Origin of the sequence: Microbispora triticiradicis, from assembly GCF_005864065.1 — a bacterium.
Lineage (GTDB): Bacteria > Actinomycetota > Actinomycetes > Streptosporangiales > Streptosporangiaceae > Microbispora > Microbispora triticiradicis.
Genome location: NZ_VANP01000005.1, coordinates 452,253 through 467,809 on the forward strand (window position 1 = coordinate 452,253; position 15,557 = coordinate 467,809).

Annotated in this window: 17 protein-coding genes and 1 pseudogene; 8 read left to right on the forward strand and 10 right to left on the reverse strand. The window is 74.4% G+C overall.

Annotated features, from left to right (window positions below; genetic code table 11):
• Positions 1-21: 21 nt before the first annotated feature.
• Positions 22-237, reverse strand: a complete 216-nt coding sequence (locus FED44_RS16140; RefSeq protein ID WP_117409424.1) for a dodecin — start codon at positions 235-237, stop codon at positions 22-24.
• An 86-nt stretch (positions 238-323) separates the two neighbouring features.
• Here FED44_RS16140 and FED44_RS16145 point away from each other — a divergent pair, with 86 nt between their 5' ends.
• A complete protein-coding gene (locus FED44_RS16145; RefSeq protein WP_244301982.1) occupies positions 324-647 on the forward strand; it encodes a DUF3099 domain-containing protein in 324 nt (107 codons plus the stop codon).
• Between the two features lie 261 nt (positions 648-908).
• Here the strand turns inward: FED44_RS16145 and FED44_RS16150 are convergent, their stop codons facing one another.
• The 4 genes from FED44_RS16150 to FED44_RS16165 all read right to left on the reverse strand — a co-directional run bounded on the left by FED44_RS16150 (position 909) and on the right by FED44_RS16165 (position 3,444).
• Positions 909-1,211, reverse strand: a complete 303-nt coding sequence (locus FED44_RS16150) for a DUF6457 domain-containing protein (RefSeq protein ID WP_117409422.1) — start codon at positions 1,209-1,211, stop codon at positions 909-911.
• Positions 1,208-1,864, reverse strand: coding sequence for a molybdenum cofactor guanylyltransferase (mobA, locus tag FED44_RS16155; protein ID WP_117409421.1), 657 nt, complete (start codon positions 1,862-1,864; stop codon positions 1,208-1,210). Before mobA ends, FED44_RS16150 begins: the two co-directional genes overlap by 4 nt.
• Positions 1,865-1,885: 21 nt before the next feature.
• Positions 1,886-2,875 (reverse strand): GTP 3',8-cyclase MoaA, encoded by a 990-nt coding sequence (gene moaA, locus FED44_RS16160; protein ID WP_117409420.1) that lies wholly within the window; start codon positions 2,873-2,875, stop codon positions 1,886-1,888.
• A 137-nt stretch (positions 2,876-3,012) separates the two neighbouring features.
• Positions 3,013-3,444 (reverse strand): YjdF family protein, encoded by a 432-nt coding sequence (locus FED44_RS16165; RefSeq protein WP_167521490.1) that lies wholly within the window; start codon positions 3,442-3,444, stop codon positions 3,013-3,015.
• A gap of 269 nt (positions 3,445-3,713) precedes the next feature.
• Here FED44_RS16165 and FED44_RS16170 point away from each other — a divergent pair, with 269 nt between their 5' ends.
• Positions 3,714-4,076 carry a cupin domain-containing protein gene (locus FED44_RS16170; protein WP_138461163.1) on the forward strand — a complete coding sequence of 121 codons (363 nt, stop codon included), beginning with the start codon at positions 3,714-3,716 and terminating at the stop codon, positions 4,074-4,076.
• A gap of 22 nt (positions 4,077-4,098) precedes the next feature.
• On the opposite strand, the gene FED44_RS16175 is transcribed toward FED44_RS16170, so the two are convergent.
• Positions 4,099-4,533, reverse strand: a complete 435-nt coding sequence (locus FED44_RS16175; RefSeq protein WP_138461164.1) for a hypothetical protein — start codon at positions 4,531-4,533, stop codon at positions 4,099-4,101.
• 186 nt (positions 4,534-4,719) lie between these two features.
• On the opposite strand from FED44_RS16175, the gene FED44_RS16180 reads away from it, so the two are divergent.
• Positions 4,720-5,874: an RtcB family protein gene (locus tag FED44_RS16180; protein ID WP_117409417.1), complete on the forward strand. Its 1,155-nt coding sequence runs from the start codon at positions 4,720-4,722 to the stop codon at positions 5,872-5,874.
• Here the strand turns inward: FED44_RS16180 and FED44_RS16185 are convergent.
• From FED44_RS16185 to FED44_RS16195, 3 genes are all read right to left on the reverse strand, one after another.
• Positions 5,862-7,142 carry a cytochrome P450 gene (locus tag FED44_RS16185; protein ID WP_117409416.1) on the reverse strand — a complete coding sequence of 427 codons (1,281 nt, stop codon included), beginning with the start codon at positions 7,140-7,142 and terminating at the stop codon, positions 5,862-5,864. The genes FED44_RS16180 and FED44_RS16185 overlap by 13 nt on opposite strands.
• An 83-nt stretch (positions 7,143-7,225) precedes the next feature.
• Entirely contained in the window at positions 7,226-8,398 is a 1,173-nt protein-coding gene (locus FED44_RS16190) for a cellulose binding domain-containing protein (protein WP_138461165.1), read from the reverse strand.
• 140 nt (positions 8,399-8,538) lie between these two features.
• The gene (locus FED44_RS16195; protein WP_138461166.1) at positions 8,539-9,876 is read right to left on the reverse strand and encodes a hypothetical protein; all 1,338 of its coding nucleotides are present in this window, start codon (positions 9,874-9,876) and stop codon (positions 8,539-8,541) included.
• Positions 9,877-9,969: 93 nt separating this feature from the next.
• Between FED44_RS16195 and FED44_RS16200 the strand changes: the two genes are divergently transcribed.
• The 4 genes and pseudogenes from FED44_RS16200 to FED44_RS37350 all read left to right on the forward strand — a co-directional run.
• A complete protein-coding gene (locus FED44_RS16200; protein ID WP_138461167.1) occupies positions 9,970-10,617 on the forward strand; it encodes a glycosyltransferase family 2 protein in 648 nt (215 codons plus the stop codon).
• Complete coding sequence (locus FED44_RS16205) at positions 10,614-11,297, forward strand: TIGR04282 family arsenosugar biosynthesis glycosyltransferase (RefSeq protein WP_208759011.1); 684 nt, start codon at positions 10,614-10,616, stop codon at positions 11,295-11,297. Before FED44_RS16200 ends, FED44_RS16205 begins: the two co-directional genes overlap by 4 nt.
• A complete protein-coding gene (locus FED44_RS16210) occupies positions 11,294-11,905 on the forward strand; it encodes a methyltransferase domain-containing protein (protein WP_208759012.1) in 612 nt (203 codons plus the stop codon). Before FED44_RS16205 ends, FED44_RS16210 begins: the two co-directional genes overlap by 4 nt.
• 107 nt (positions 11,906-12,012) lie before the next feature.
• Positions 12,013-13,362 (forward strand): annotated as a pseudogene (locus FED44_RS37350) (DUF2079 domain-containing protein); the annotation flags it as partial.
• 113 nt (positions 13,363-13,475) lie between these two features.
• Here FED44_RS37350 and FED44_RS16220 read toward each other — a convergent pair.
• Positions 13,476-14,354, reverse strand: coding sequence for a UbiA family prenyltransferase (locus FED44_RS16220; protein ID WP_138461169.1), 879 nt, complete (start codon positions 14,352-14,354; stop codon positions 13,476-13,478).
• 100 nt (positions 14,355-14,454) lie between these two features.
• Here FED44_RS16220 and FED44_RS16225 point away from each other — a divergent pair, with 100 nt between their 5' ends.
• The gene (locus FED44_RS16225; protein WP_111698770.1) at positions 14,455-15,534 is read left to right on the forward strand and encodes a type III polyketide synthase; all 1,080 of its coding nucleotides are present in this window, start codon (positions 14,455-14,457) and stop codon (positions 15,532-15,534) included.
• The last annotated feature ends 23 nt before the right edge of the window (positions 15,535-15,557 follow it).

A 15,557-nucleotide genomic window follows, 5' to 3' on the forward strand; every position in this document is an offset into this window, starting at 1 on the left:
CGGCCGTTCTGCGCGGCCGTCCTATTCGGCGTCCTCGAGGCGGAAGCCCACTTTCATGCCGACCTGGAAGTGGGCCACCTCGCCGTCCACGATGTGGCCGCGCACCTCGGTCACCTCGAACCAGTCCAGGTGCCGCAGGGTCCGGGCGGCCCGCCGGACGCCGTTGCGGATGGCCTGGTCGACGCTCTCCTCCGAGGTGCCCACTATCTCGGTCACCCGATAGGTGCGATCCGACATCACGTCCTCCTGCCTGTGCCTGTCCGCGTGATCGTAACCCCCCCGCGGACGTCCCCCCGCTCCCTCCGGGGTCTACCGTGGAAAACGTGAATCCATGGCGCAGGTTCAGAAAAGACCGCCCGGTCGTTCACCAGGTGACAGACGCCCAGCCGTCGCTGTCCAACGACATCCGCAAGCGTGAGATCAGTTATCTCATCAAGATGGGCATCCGGATCGTCTGTCTCATCCTGGCCGTCGCGGTGCCCTCCCCCTGGCCTGTCAAGGCCCTCTTCGTGGCCGGTGCGGTTCTTTTGCCGTACGTTGCCGTTCTCGGGGCCAATCAGAGAGGTCACACGCCTCCTCCGCGCATGGACTTGACCTCGCCTAACCAAACCGAGATACCACGGCATCGACGCGAGATCGGGTCGTGACAAAGTCTTGACGCAACCCATGGGTTGGAGGTGTACAGTTTAGCCAAGCGCTCTGGTCCCCCGTCGGAGCGCTAGTGCCGGCGTTCCGGGCCCCCGTCGGAACGCCGATGAAGCGACGCCGGGTGGTTTGCCCCCGTAACCACCCGGCGTCGCCCTTTTTATGGGATCTTTCGCCTTCGGCCTTTGCGCAGCCAAACGTTTGGTATGTGCATCATTTCCGCCACTCGCCGGAAAACGCCCGTTTCCTGATGATCCGAGGGATCAGGTGTCGCTCGGGGTCTCGGTGGTCGGGGTCTCAGCGCTCGGCGTCTCGGCGCTCACGGTCTCGGCGGTCTCCGCCGCCCAGTCCTTCGCCATGCGTGAGAGCCGCCCGGCGGCGTCCGGCCCGGCGGTGCCGGCTCCCTGCGCGAGCCCGAGCAGGTAGGCGGTCAGCGGCGCGGCCGGCCGCGCCACGCCGTGCGCGACATCCCTGGTCAGGTCGAGCACCAGGGTCCGGTCCACCTGCGTGGGGTCGATGCCGAGTTCGCGGCAGACCCGCTCCGTCCACTCCTCCAGCACGTTCACGCGCGCTCCCTTCGTTCGCCGGCCCGGGCGCGGGCCGCGTGGAGATCCTCGATGCTGTCGCAGTCGAACCACGGCGGCGTCGCCCCCGCCGCCAGGCGCACCGGCACCGGCGCGAGCGGGCCGAGCAGTCCCCGCAGCGACCGGCCCTCGTACGCGCCGAGCGCGGCCCGCAACGCGGCCGTGCGCCACACCCCGGCGAGCCACTGCTCCCGGCCCGTGTCGTCGACGAGCACCGCCCCCGCAGTGGCGCCCGCTGTGCCGCCTTCAGCGTCTTTCTCGGGCAACGCGGCCAGCAGGGCGGCGACGTGGGCGGCCCGGAGGAACGGCAGGTCGGCGGCGAGCAGGACGACCGACGGAGACGTCACCTCGGCGAGCCCGGCGCGCAGCGCGGGGACCGGCCCGCCGCCCGGCGGGTCCTCCCTGGTGAAGACCACCCCGGGCAGATCCCTGGGCGGGCCCACCACGATCACGGCACGGGCCGCGCGGACCGCCGCCGCCACCCGCTCGACGAGCGGCACCCCGCCGACCAGCGCGCCGGGTTTGTCCGCGCCGCCGAGCCGCTCGGCCCGGCCGCCCGCCAGGATCACCGCGTCGTACGGCGGGTCGTACGGCGGGTCGCCGCCCGCCTCGCCGGTGCCGTGAAGAGCGCACATGGAAGCCCCGGTCAACCCCGGTCAGCCGCCGATGGCGGACATCGGCCGGGCCGGCTGGAGGAAGGCGGAGTCGTCGATGCCGTGCCCGGCCTTCTTGCCCCGCACCGCCGCCACCCAGCGCGCCGCCAGGTCGTCGTCCGAGGCGCCCGAGCGCAGCGCCGTACGCAGGTCGGACTCCTCGGTGGCGAACAGGCAGTTGCGCACCTGGCCGTCCGCGGTGATCCGCACGCGGTCGCAGGCGCCGCAGAACGGGCGGGTGACCGAGCCGATCACGCCGACCCTCCCGGGCCCTCCGTCCACCAGGAAAAGCTCGGCGGGGGCGCTGCCGCGCTCGCGGGGGTCGTCCTCGGTGAGGTCGAAGGAACCCTTCAGCAGCCCGAGGATCTCGTCGGCCGTCACCATGTCGTCGCGGCGCCAGCCGTGCTGGGCGTCGAGCGGCATCTGCTCGATGAAGCGCAGTTCGTATCCCTGGTCGAGACAGTGGCGCAGCAGCGGCACGGCGTCGTGCTCGTTGATCCCCCGCATCAGCACCGCGTTGACCTTGACCGGCGTGAGCCCGGCGGCGGCCGCCGCCGCGAGGCCGTCCAGCACGTCGTGCAGGCGGTCACGGTGGGCGAGCCGGATGAACACCTCCCGGTCGAGCGTGTCGAGGGAGATGTTGACGCGGTCGAGCCCCGCCTTCGCGAGCGGCTCGGCGAGCCGGGCCAGGCCGATGCCGTTCGAGGTCAGCGACAGTTGCGGACGCGGACGCAGCGCGGCGGCGGCGGAGACGATCTCCACGAGCTCGCGTCTGAGCAGCGGCTCGCCGCCGGTGAAGCGGACCTCCCGGATGCCCAGCCGCTCGACGCCGATCCGCACCAGGCGGACGACCTCCTCGCCCGTGAGCAGATCGGGCTTGGGCAGCCAGTCGAGGCCCTCGGGCGGCATGCAGTACGCGCACCGCAGGTTGCACCGGTCGGTCAGCGACACGCGCAGGTCGGTCGCGACCCGGCCGAAGGAGTCAACCAGCACAAAGGACCTCCATCATCAGAGCCACCAGCCTAAGCCCTGCCGTCAAGACGACCACAACCTCCGTCCCGCCGCCGGGATTCCCTCAAGGGCGCGTCCGTCGGCCACTCCGCGTGGGTGACGTGTCTGCCGGCGCGCGGTCACCGGTCGCGGCGGCGCTCGATCCGCTTGCGGTGGGCGACCTCGCGGCGCCGCTCCGCCAGCGCGCGCTCGCGCTCGCGCCGGTCCAGGCGCGCCTGGCCCTTGGTGCTCTCCAGTTCGAGCCGCAGCGCCTCCTGAGCGGCCGTGCCGCGCCGCGTGACCCGGGCCGCCGCGCGGGCGGCCAGCTTGGCCGCGCGCTTGGGATTGACCGGCCGCTCCCCGCGCTCCCCGCGCTCCTCAAAGGGTACGGAGGGGGCCGCCTCCGCGCGTTCGAGCAGGGCGACCCCGTGCCGCATGAGGAACTCGTACAACTCGGGGCCGGTCGGCTCCGCGCCGAGGACGAACCGGGTCGCGCGGAGCTCGCCGTCCTCGGCGATCTCCAGGACGCCCACCCAGAACGGGCTCTCGAAGTAGACGGACAGGGAAACCACGATGCCTCCAGGTATGCCGACAGGCGGCTTGGCGAAGCCGCTTTCCGGCACACCGGACATCCTCCGAGGCCCCCCGAGGGGACACGAGAGGCGGATACGAGACCGCCGGCACCAGTTCGACACTGGTTCCACACTGGTTCGACACTGGGCCGACGGGTGCCCGGGCTACCGACCGGGACCGCGTTTTCGTGTGCGCGGCCAGTTTAACGGCCGTCCCCCCCTCGCGGCGATCACCTTTCCGGGGCGCCGCACCAGGCAGACTGGCGGGCATGGAGCCGATCTCTCTCGACGTGCGTGCCAGGGAACTGCTCGACCGCGCCGCCGCCGCGTCCAGCGGGCGCGCGGCCGACACCGTGCACGGCGGCCACGAGCACGGCGGCCACGAGCACGGCGGCCACGGGCAGGCGCTGCGCCAGACGCTGCTCGCCCTCACCGCCGGGACCGGCCTCGCCGAGCACGAGAGCCCGGGTGAGGCGACCCTGCTGGTGCTGCGCGGTCATGTACGGCTGAGCAGCGGCGACGCCTCCTGGGAAGGGCGGGCCGGTGATCTGCTGGCCGTCCCCGGCGCACGGCACGCGCTCGACGCCGTCGAGGACAGCGCGGTCCTCCTCACTGTCGTCAGACGCCCCTGACCGCACCCGACGCGATCGGGCGTCAGACGGCCTGGAGGACGCAGCCCAGGGCGAGCAGCGCCAGGACCTTCACGGCCTCCAGCGCCACGTAGTAGAGGTGGGCCCTCGACCGCGTCCGCGCGGGGTCCTCGCCCGCGAGGACCCGGTCGGACCTGCGGTTCAACGGGGGGCGTACGAGCACGAGCTGCACCACCAGGACGACCGCGGCGACGGCGGTGAGCACCACCACGGCGACGGCGGGTGATCCGGTCGCGACCGCCGCGATCACGACGACGGCCAGCACCGCCTCGGCGGCGTTGAGCGCGCGGAAGACGAGGCGGCCGATGCCGAGGCCGATCGGGACCGTCACGCCGGGCGCGCGGAACTTCAGCGGCGCCTCCAGGAACGAGATCGCCAGCACCATCCCCAGCCAGACGAAGGCCGCAGCCGCGGCCACGGCCGCCGACGTGTGGTTCACCGTGCGCCTTCCCCTCGTCCGGCCGCGCCGGAAGTCGTCCCCCCGCGGCATGATCCGGCCCCGAGGGGTAGGGCGGCAAGCGACTTTTGGTGCCGATAAATCGGTTGGGATACCCGCGTGACGCCCGGCACAGTTGATCTCGACGGGGATCTCGACAGGGGATCTCGATCAAGAAGGGGAACCACGATGCCGAAGCACATCGCCCCCAAGGTGCTGTCCTGGGCGAGCGAGATCGACGACGGGACGGCCGTGCAGGCCGCCCGCGCGGCGCGCCTGCCGTTCGTGCCCGGGCACGTCGCGCTCATGCCGGACGCGCACGTGGGCATCGGTGCGACGGTCGGCTCCGTCATCCCCACCGAGGGCGCGATCATTCCTTCCGCCGTCGGGGTGGACATCGGCTGCGGCATGGTCGCGACCGAGACCACGCTGACCGCCGCCGACCTGCCCGACTCGCTCGACGCGCTGATGCGGCTGGTGGAGCGGCGCATCCCGGCCGGAGTGGGCAAGGGGCACGCCGACCGCGCGGTGGACCGCGCGCTCGGCGAGCTGGGCCGGCCGCACACCGGTCTCACGCCCAAGCAGGAGACCACCGTGGCCTGCCAGTTCGGGACCCTCGGGTCGGGCAACCACTTCGTGGAGGTCTGCCTCGACGAGCGCGACCGGGTGTGGACGGTGCTCCACTCGGGCTCGCGCGGCATCGGGAACCAGCTCGCGACCGCGCACATCAAGGGCGCGAAGCAGCTCATGCGGAGCATGGCGATCGGGCTGGAGGACCCCGACCTCGCCTACTTCACCCAGGGCACCCCGGAGTTCACGGCGTACGTCGAGGACATGCTGTGGGCGCAGCGGTACGCGATGGCGTCGCGGGCGCGGATGGACCGGGTGCTGGGCGAGGCGCTGTTCCGCGTCGTCGGCTCGGGCTCCCGGGTCCGGACCATCAACTGCCACCACAACTTCACCCAGATGGAGACCCACGACGGCAAGGACCTGTGGATCACCCGTAAGGGGGCGATCAAGGCCGACACCGGGGACGAGGGCGTGATCCCGGGTTCGATGGGCACCCGCTCGTACATCGTCCGCGGGCGCGGCAACCCGCTGTCGTACAACTCCTGCTCCCACGGCGCGGGCCGCCGGATGTCGCGGTCCCGGGCCAAGCGCGAACTGTCGGCGGCGTCGCTGCGGGAGGCGATGCGCGGCCGGACCTGGAACGCCGACCGGGCCGCCGCCCTGGTCGACGAGCACCCCGAGGCGTACAAGCCCATCGACCAGGTCATGGCGGACCAGAAGGACCTCGTGGAGGTCCGGCACACGCTGCGCCAGGTGTTCAACTACAAGGGGTGAACCTGTGGGCGTGGCCGTGACACCACCGGCTCGCGGTGGACGGCCGCGCCCACGGGCCGGAGCACGAAGCCGTCGGCCACCCTGGCCGGGATCCGGTACGGCGAGACGGTGAGGTCCTGCGGAGGCAGGGTGTAGTCCAGCCGGGCCAGCCGGGGCGCGAGCGCCTCCAGCAGGCCCACGGCGACCGGCTCCCCCGGGCATCGGTGCCCGGTCGCCGGATCGCCCCCGCCCTGCGGGATCAGGTCGTACGGCCCGATCTCCCGCCCGATGAACCGCTGCGGGTCGAACGAGCACGGGTTCGGCCAGAGGGCGGGGTCGTGGTTCTGCCCCCAGACGTCGAGCAGCACGAGCCAGTCGGCCAGGATCGGCTCGCCCTTCCAGGTGAGGTCCTTGGCCGCCTTGCCCGCGACGAACGGGGCGAAGGGATAGAAGCGCCGCACCTCATGCGCGAACGCCTCGGCGTAGGCGCCGTCCACGTCGTCGTTCAGGCGGACCCGGGTGACCGGCCAGTTGTGCATGGCGTGCGCGGCGAACGTGAGGAACCAGGCCACGGCGACGGTGGGACGCACCAGGTTGAGCAGTTCGACCGCCGCGAGCCGGGCCGCGAGCGGCTGCCCGTCGGGCTCCCGGTGCGCGGCGACCACGCCCAGCGCCGACGTGGGCGGCACCCGCGAACCGCCGCGCCGCACGTCCTCGACCATCTCCGCGAGCCACGCCTCCCGCCGGACCCGGGCGCCGCGGGCTCGCCAGTGCCGGGCGCCGGGCGAGCCGAAGCCGTCGACCATCGCGACCAGGTCCGCGGCGAGCGGGCCGGCCTCCTCCTCGTCGAGGGGAATTCCCGCCCAGCGGCACACCCCCGTGGTCAGGACGCGGGCGGCCTCGTCGAAGAGCACGACCTCTCCCCTGCCGGGCCAGGTCGCCACCGTCTCGTCCCAGGCCGCGGTGGTCTCCCGTACGAGGGAGGCGACGCTCTCGGGGGTCATGAGGCCCATGAACATGGCCTTGCGCGCCCGGTGTGCGCCCTGGTCGAGGCCGTGCACGGCCCCGTGGCCGAAGAGCGTGCTCTTGATCGGCTCGGGCAGCGCGGGGGCGCGCTGGACGTGGTTGTCGTCGTAGAAGAAGCGGGCGGCGTCGGGCCCGCGCAGCACGACCGCGCGCTGGCCGAGCAGCCGCGTGCGGATCATCTCCCCCTGGGCCTCCCGCCATCGGGACGGCAGCCAGGCGTAGCCCTCTAGCAGCAGAAGAAGCGTGGTGTCAAACAGCGGCATATGTCCTGACTGCCCGCACCCGTCCCGGAGAAACGGTCCCGCCGTACGACCCTGCGGCGGGCCGTACGGCGGGCAGGTGACGGTCAGCTCTTCACGCAGGTGCCGTTGTTCAGCGTGAACGCGGCCGGATCGGGGTTGGCCCCCGTCTGCTTCCCGGTGAAGCCGATCAGGACGGTCTTGCCGGGCTCGATCACCTGGTTCCAAAGCAGGTTCACGGCGGTGACGTCCTTGCCCGACTGCGACCAGGTGGCGGAGTAGCCCTGGGCGACCTTCTGTCCCGCGTCGGGGAAGGCGAAGCGCAGCGTCCAGCCGCTGACCGCGGACGAGCCGGTGTTGGTGATCTTCACGCTCGCCGTGAAACCGCCGGGGAAGCTCCAGGCGCTGTACTCGACCTTGCAGGTGGCCGGGGGCGGAGGCGAGGCCGGCGGCGAGTTCGTCCCGGGGTAGCCTCCGGACGCGATCACATTGACCGGGTCGGAGGGGAGGCTGAGGTTGCCCGCCGCGTCCCTGGCCACGATGACGTAGGTGTACGTCTGGCCGGTGACGAGGTTGCCCTCGAGGAAGTTCCAGGTGCCCCCGGGCTTCGTGCCCGCGAGAATCCAGGCGGTGTCCGTACGCCGGTAGATGTCGTAGGCGGCGACGCCGACGTCGTCGGTGGACTCCGACCAGCACAGCGACGTGCCGCGGAAGTCGGGCAGGCAGTTGGCCCGGAGGCCGGCCGGCTTGCTCGGCGGGGTCGTGTCCCCGGTGACGGGGGTCGGCGACACGGACATGCCCGTGACCGCCGGGGTGCTGAAGGGCGCGGTGGGCCTGCTGGTGTTCCCGGTGGCGTCCTTGGCCACGAGGTAGAACGTGTAGGTGCGGCCGACGGTCAGCCCGGTGGTGACGAAGCTGGTGGACGTGGTGGAGGCCGCCTTGACGAAGCCGGCCGCCGTGAGGCGGTAGACCTCGTAACCGGTCACCGCGACGTCGTCGGTGGACGGCGACCAGCACAGGCCGATCACGCCCTGGGAGCTGCCCGTGGGCAGGGGCGGCGGGCACGCGTACACCGTGGGCGGCGTGGAGGGCGGGGTGACGTCCGTCCCCGCGGCCCCGCCCGCGCCCTGCCGCGGAGCCGCGTTCTCCGCCGGCACGACGGCGTTCGCCGGTGGCGCGCTCACCGCGAGGACGGGCGGCGCGGCGAGGTTGGCCGCCAGCAGCGCGACGGCGGCGGCGCCCGCCGCCGTCCATGCGACCGGCCACGAAAGTCTGGGCACGTTCTCACCTCTCCGTTGACGATGATCGGCTCACGACATCGCCCGGATCATCCGGCGGCCCGGCAGGGCCGTCAAAGAATCGTTCGCCCACTCCGTGGTCGCCACGGGTCGTACGGCGCGTGACGTGTAATTTTCACCGCTCACCAGGGCGACCGGACGAGCCCCTGCAGCAGCAGGCCCGTCAGCGCCTGCGCGGCGAGCAGGCGGCGGTCCGGCGCGCGCCCGGCCGCCGCGGTGATCCACAGGGCGTACGGCAGCCAGATGCGCTCCACCTCGCCCCGGGTGACGCCGCTGAGGTCGAGGGCCAGCACCGCGACGAGCGCGGCCACGGGCAGGATCCGCCCCGCCGCCGACCCCGCCATCAGCCGGGGCGCGGCGAGCCCGGCGGTGGCGGCGGGTCCCGTGACCAGGGCGAGCACGGCCAGGTTGGCGAACAGGAAGTACAGGTACGGCCGGGCCGCCCCGGGATCGGCCGCCCACTCGGCGTGCGTGGCGGCGACCCCGTCGGGCCACCAGAAGCCTCCGGCGGCGAACAGCGCGCTCACCGCCGCCATCCCGGCCAGGCAGGCGAGCACGGCCGCCCTCGCCGCCTTCGCCGCACCGGCCCCCGCGTCCCGCAGCGCGACGACCGCACCGACGACAGGGATGAGCAGGTACGGCACCAGGCCGTAGCTCAGGTACGGCAACGCGCCCAGTGCCACCCCCGCGGCACCTCCGCGCCACAGGCCGACCGCGACCCCGCCCGCCCGCCCGCGTGCCCCGGGTCCGTCGCCGCCCGGCAGCGCGAGCAGCAGCAGGGCCGTCCCCCACGCCCCCACTCCCGCGAAGAACGCGTCCATCGTCGTCGCGATCCACACCGCCGCGGGCGACAGGGCGAGGTACGGCAGCGCGCGCCGGGCCGCCTCCTCACCCGAGACGCGCCGCACCGCCAGTCCGATCGCGACCGTGGCCGAGCATCCGATGACGACGACGAGGACGGCGGCCCAGAACGGTCCCGGCAGCCCGGCGGCGGCCAGTGCCCACAGCACCAGCACCGGCAGCGGCGGGTGTCCCCGCACGTGCGTGGGGTAGGCGGGCAGATCGCGGGTGAACCCGGCCAGCCAGCCGAGCGGGTCGTCGCCCACCGCCCCCAGCACGGCCAGGTACTCCTGGGGATGGGTGAACGGCCACGCCAGCCCCTCCCCCGACACCGCCAGCAGGACGGTCCACGCGAGCGACACGCCGAAGGCCGCCGCGAGCGCCGCCCGCAGGGGCAGGTTCGCGGTCAACCGGGGCAGCACGGGCACCGCGACGGCGGCGAGCACGGCCGCGGGCACGAGCGCGGCCGTGCCCGCCGCCGTGGGCAGCCGGGCGAGCGCGTGCAGCGGCGGCAGATGGTCGATGCGCAGCACCCCCTGCGCGTGCAGCACCCCGCCAACCGCGAACACTCCCGCCACCAGGCCGGCCCACGCCACCGGCAGGCCCCGTCGTGTGATCACGACGCACAGGCTAGGCACACCGGAGCCGTCGGCCCCTGTCACGTAGTCACTTCGTAAGAACTGAGCGGCCCGGGCGGCCCTACCGTCGGCGGCATGAAGATCGATGTGGTGCTTCCCTGCCTCGACGAGGCGGAGGCCCTGCCCTGGGTGCTCGGCCGGATGCCGGACGGCTGCCGGGCCATCGTGGTCGACAACGGGTCCACCGACGGGTCGGCCGAGGTCGCCGCCCGGCACGGCGCGCTCGTCGTGACCGAGTCCGTTGCGGGGTTCGGCGCCGCCTGCCACGCGGGTCTCACGGCCGCGACCGCGCCCGTCGTCTGCTTCATGGACGCGGACGCCTCGCTCGACCCGCGCCAGTTGCCGCACGTCGCGGAGGGCGTGCTGGACGGCACCGCCGACCTGGTGCTGGGCCGCCGCCGGCCCGCCGCCCGGGGGGCGTGGCCCGCGCACGCCCGGCTGGGCAACCGGCTGCTGGCCTGGCGGCTGCGCCACCGCACCGGCGCCGCGCTGCACGACCTCGGTCCGATGCGCGCGGCCCGCCGTACGGCGCTGCTCGGCCTGGGCCTGCGGGACCGCCGGTTCGGCTACCCGCTGGAGATGGTGCTCCGGGCGAGCGAGGCGGGCTGGCGCATCGGGGAGGTCGAGGTCGACTACCTGCCGCGCGTGGGCCGGTCCAAGGTCACCGGCACCGTTCTCGGCACCGTGCGGACGGTCCGCGACATGTGGCGGGCGGCGGCGTGACACCGGCCGCGCGCGTCCCCCCGCAGAGCCCACCGCAGTTCATCGTCATCGCCAAGGAGCCCAGGCCGGGAAGGGTCAAGACACGGCTCACCCCGCCGTACACGCCCCGCCAGGCCGCCGCGCTCGCGGAGGCGGCGCTGCGCGACACGCTGGCGGCCGTCGCCGCCGCCCCGGCCGCGCGCCGGGTGCTGGCCCTGCTCGGCGAGCCCGGCCCCTGGCTGCCCGCCGGTTACGACGTGGTCCCGCAGCGGGGGAACGGCCTCGCGGAGCGGCTGGCACACGCCTTCGACGACGCCTTGGCGGCCTGCCCGGCGCCGGCGGTGCTGATCGGCATGGACACCCCGCAGGTCACCCCGGGCCTGCTGAGCGAGGCGGGACGGCTGCTGGGCGAGCACGACGTCGTGGTCGGCCCGGCCGCCGACGGCGGGTTCTGGCTGCTCGGGCAGCGCGGGCCCGATCCCGCCCTGCGCTCCGGGCTGCTCGCCGGGGTGCCGATGTCGCGCTCCGACACCGGGGCGCTGCTGCTGCGCCGGATCCGTGAGGCGGGCCTGCGGGCCGCCCTGCTGCCCGAACTGACCGACGTGGACACCGCCGCCGACGCCCGCGCGGTGGCCGCGCGGGCCCCCTCCTCGCGGTTCGCGGCGGCGCTGGCGGCCCTCGGCGCGGACGTCCCGGCGTGATCGGCCCCCTCTACGCCGAGTCGCTGGACGGCGCGCGGGTCGACGTCGAGGCGGCCGACGGCAGGACGTGGCCGCTGGAATCGTGGCGCTGGCTCGACGGCGCCGAAGGGGACGAGGCGATGCTGGCCCGCTGCGGTGACCCCACGCTCGACGTCGGCTCCGGACCCGGGCGGCTCACGGTGGCGCTGACCAGGCGCGGGGTGCGGGCCCTCGGCATCGACGTCACGCCCCGGGCCGTCCGCCTCACCCGCCTGGCCGGGGGCCGGGCCCTGTGCCGGGACGTGTTCGGCCACGTGCCGGGCGGCGGGCGCTGGGCGACGGTGCTGCTGGCCGACGGCAACATCGGCATCGGCGGGGACCCCGAGGCACTGCTGCGACGGGCCCGCGAACTGCTGCGGCCCGGTGGCGAGGTGGTCGCCGAACTCGGCCCTCCCGGCACCGCCACCCGGTCGGAGCGGGTCAGGCTGCGGCGGGACGACACGGTCACCGGCTGGTTCGCGTGGGCCCGTGTCGGGGCGGACGGCATCGGCCCGCTCGCCCGGCGTACGGGCTTCCGCCGCGCGGAGGTGTGGACCGAGGCGGGACGCTGGTTCGGCGTCCTCGGCTGAGTCCGGCGGCAGGCCGAACCTTTGACCACAGCTTTGACCACGCGTTGCGGGAAACGCGGACCGGCTCCGCCTGCCCCTGGGGCGCGCCTCGATAGCCTCCCGGAGGAATGTCGGGGAGCGCATGGCCGTCGCCCGCGGCGCGGCGCCGGGACCTCGCCGCCGTCGCGGCCCTCACCGCCGCGGCGGCGGTCGCCTACGCGATCCACTCCTGCGTGCGGCTGTCGCGTTTCCGGGCGGGCGCGTACGACCTGGTGATATTCGACCAGGCGGTCCGCGCGTACTCCCGCTTCGAGGCGCCCGTTTCGATGGTGAAGGGCGTCCACAACGGGTTCGGGCCGGGGTTCTGCGTGCTCGGCGACCACTGGTCTCCGGCGCTGGCGCTGCTGGCGCCGCTCTACTGGATCCACGATGGGCCCGCGACGCTGCTCGTCGCGCAGGCCGTCCTGCTCGCCCTGTCCATTCCGTTCGTGTGGGCGTACGCCTTCCGGGCCGCCTCCCGGTATGGGGCCGGAGGCGGCCGCGTCGCCCATCCCGTCGCGGCCGCCTACGCGCTGTCGTGGCCGATCGCCGAGACCGTCGCCTTCGACTTCCACGAGGCGGCGTTCGCGCCGCTGCTCACGGCGGTGGCGCTGGAGCGGTACCAGGCCGGGCGCGGGCGGGCCGCGCTTCTCACCGCGCTCGCCCTGCTCCTGGTCAAGGAGGACATGGGCCTGCTGCTGGCCGGATTCGGGCTGTTCCTGCTCACCCGGCGGCGTGACCGGTGGCCGGGCGCGCTGCTCGTCGCCGGCGGCGTCGCGGCGACCCTGGTGGCGACGTCGGTCCTCGTCCCCCGCTTCGGCGGCAGGACCGGCTACTACTGGGCCTACTGGACGCTGGGCCCCGACCTCCCGCGGGCCGCGCTCCACGCCGTCACCCGGCCCGGCGACGTCCTCGCGCTGCTCGCCGACCCGCCGCTGAAGCTGCGTACGGCGGCGCTGACGCTGGCGCCCGTGCTGTTCACCGCGCTGCTCTCCCCGGCGGCGCTCGCCCTGATCCCGCCGCTGCTGGAACGCCTGCTCGCCAGCACCTATCCGAACTGGTGGACGCCGAGGTACCACTACACCGCATTCGTCGTCGCGCCGGTCTTCGCCGCCGGGGTCGACGGCGCGCTGCGCGCCGCCGCCCTCATGACCAGGCGGGCCGGCACCAGGGCCGGCACTGGGCGGGCGGCACGGCTCGTCCGCGGGTGGGCGATGCTGGTGCTCGCGACCGCGCTCGCCCTCGTGCCGTTCTTCTCGTTCGGCGCGTCGCTCACGCCCGCCTTCTACGCGGAGACCACGCGGACCCGCGCGGCGCAGCGCGCCGTCGCCGCCGTCCCCGACGGCGCCCTGGTCGAGGCGGCCGACTCCCTGGCCCCCGCCCTGTCCCCGCGTACGCGCACGCTGCTGTGGGACAGGACGCCCCGATGGGCGCCGTGGGTCGTCGCCGACGTGGGCGTCCGGACGTTCCCCTTCGCCGGCCTCCGGCAGCAGGTCGAACGCGTGGCGCGGCTGCGCGGGCACGGCTACCGCGTGGTGTTCGAGCAGGCCGGCTACGTGGTGCTCACCACGACGCCGGCGCCCGTGGCCGCGAGGAGCAGGATGTCGATCCCGGCGGCGGCGACCGCGGCGGCGAAGGGCGCCTTGGGCAGGCGGCGGCCGAGCGACAGACCGGCCACCGCGCACAGGGCCACTCCCGCGAGGGCGAGCCACTCCGCCGGGCCGGGCGGGCCCGGCGGCGCCACGGCGAGCAGCAGGGACGCCGCAAGCGGCGGCACCGGCATCAGGGCCCTGACCCGGGCGGCGCCGAGCCGCTGGGGCCAGCCCCGCACGCCGGTCGCCAGGTCCGTCTCGATGTCGGGCAGCACGTTGCCGAGGTGCGCGCCGCAGCCGAGCAGCGCCGCCGCCACCACGGCCCACCACGCGGGCAGCGGCGGGCCCTCGTGCTGAGCCGGCATGCCCGCCGCGACGAACACCGGCACGGCGCCGAACCCGATCGCGTACGGCGCCCACGACGCGGCCGTGCCCTTCAGCCACAGGTTGTAGGCCCAGGCCGCGGCGACGGCGAGCAGGTGGGCCGCGGCCGGCAGCGGCCCGCAGGCCAGCGAGAGCGGCACGCACGCCGCCAGCGCCGTGAAGGCCGCGGCGCGCACCGTGCCCGCGGTCACCAGGCCCGCGACGACGGGCTTGCCGATCCGCCCGGCCGCGGCGTCCCTGGCGGCGTCCACGGCGTCGTTGCACCAGCCCACCGAGAGCTGGCCGGCCAGCACGGCGAGCGCCACCGGCACCGCCCCGGGGAGGCCGCGCCCGGCGAGCGCCACGAGCGCCGTGACCAGGACCGTCACCGCGACGGCCGGGCCCGGATGGCACGCGCGCGCCAGCCCGGCCAGCTGCCGCGGCATGTCGCCGGGGAGTGCTCTGGAGCAGGTCATCGTCACGAGCGTAACCGGATGATCCGGGTTGGTAGGTATGTGAGCCGCCTGGACGGGCAAGAGTGCAAGTAGTTTCCTCCGCCAGCCAGTGGGATGTGAGATGACCCGGATCGCGGCCGTCCATGGTGTCCTTCCTCCCCATCGCCACTCGCAGAAGGAGATCACGGACACGCTGGCGAGGGTCTGCCTCCCTCCGGGCGCCGACCGCCGGCTCCTCGACAGGCTGCACGCGAGCGCGCGGGTGGAGCACCGCAACCTCGTGCAGCCGCTCGACCGGTACGGCAAGCTGGACGGCTTCGGCATGGCCAACGACCTGTTCATCGAGGCCGCCCTCGACCTGGGCGCGGAGGCCGTGACCGGCGCGCTCGACGCCGCCGGCCTCACTCCGGCGGACGTGGACATGATCATGTGTACGTCGGTCACCGGCGTCGCCGCGCCGTCCCTGGACGCCCGGCTGGCCAACCGGATCGGGCTGCGTCCCGACGTGAAGCGGGTGCCGGTGTTCGGCCTCGGCTGCGTGGCGGGGGCGGCGGGCATCGCCCGGCTGCACGACTACCTGCGCGGGTGGCCGGGCCATGTCGCGGTGCTGCTCTCGGTCGAGCTGTGCTCCCTCACCCTGCAGCGCGACGACTCCTCCACGGCCAACCTCGTGGCGGGCGCGCTGTTCGGGGACGGCGCCGCCGCCGTGGTCGCGTACGGCGACGACCGTGAGATCCCAGACCGTGAGATCCCCGGGGGGCGGCCGGGCCCGGCCGTCGTCGCGACCCGCAGCCGCCTCTACCCCGGCTCGGAGCGGGTGATGGGGTGGGACGTGCGCGACAGCGGGTTCCGGGTCGTCCTGGACGCCGGGGTGCCCGACGTGGTGCGCACCCACCTCGCCGGGGACGTGGGCGGGTTCCTCGGCGACCACGGCCTGGACATCGGCGACATCACCGCGTGGGTCTGTCATCCCGGCGGCCCGAAGGTGCTGGAGGCGGTCGCGGAGACGCTCGCGCTGCCGGAGGGCGCGCTCGACCTCACCTGGCGCTCGCTGGCCGCCATCGGCAACCTGTCGTCCGCGTCCGTGCTGCACGTGCTGCGGGACACCCTGGCCCTGCGGCCACCGCCGCCGGGCACCCCGGGGGTGCTCCTCGCGATGGGCCCGGGATTCTGCTCCGAGCTCGTCCTGCTGCGCTGGTGAAGGAGGGCCGGCGGGAGCCGGCC

Bases quoted from the DNA above. Each gene is read 5' to 3' on its own strand.
- mobA (WP_117409421.1), bottom strand. From the start codon at position 1,864: ATGTGCGCTCTTCACGGCACCGGCGAGGCGGGCGGCGACCCGCCGTAC.
- FED44_RS16180 (WP_117409417.1), top strand. From the start codon at position 4,720: ATGCCGAAGCACATCGCCCCCAAGGTGCTGTCCTGGGCGAGCGAGATC.
- FED44_RS16225 (WP_111698770.1), top strand. From the start codon at position 14,455: ATGACCCGGATCGCGGCCGTCCATGGTGTCCTTCCTCCCCATCGCCAC.
- FED44_RS16185 (WP_117409416.1), bottom strand. From the start codon at position 7,142: ATGCCGCTGTTTGACACCACGCTTCTTCTGCTGCTAGAGGGCTACGCC.
- FED44_RS16140 (WP_117409424.1), bottom strand. From the start codon at position 237: ATGTCGGATCGCACCTATCGGGTGACCGAGATAGTGGGCACCTCGGAG.
- FED44_RS16200 (WP_138461167.1), top strand. From the start codon at position 9,970: ATGAAGATCGATGTGGTGCTTCCCTGCCTCGACGAGGCGGAGGCCCTG.
- FED44_RS16170 (WP_138461163.1), top strand. From the start codon at position 3,714: ATGGAGCCGATCTCTCTCGACGTGCGTGCCAGGGAACTGCTCGACCGC.
- FED44_RS16220 (WP_138461169.1), bottom strand. From the start codon at position 14,354: ATGACCTGCTCCAGAGCACTCCCCGGCGACATGCCGCGGCAGCTGGCC.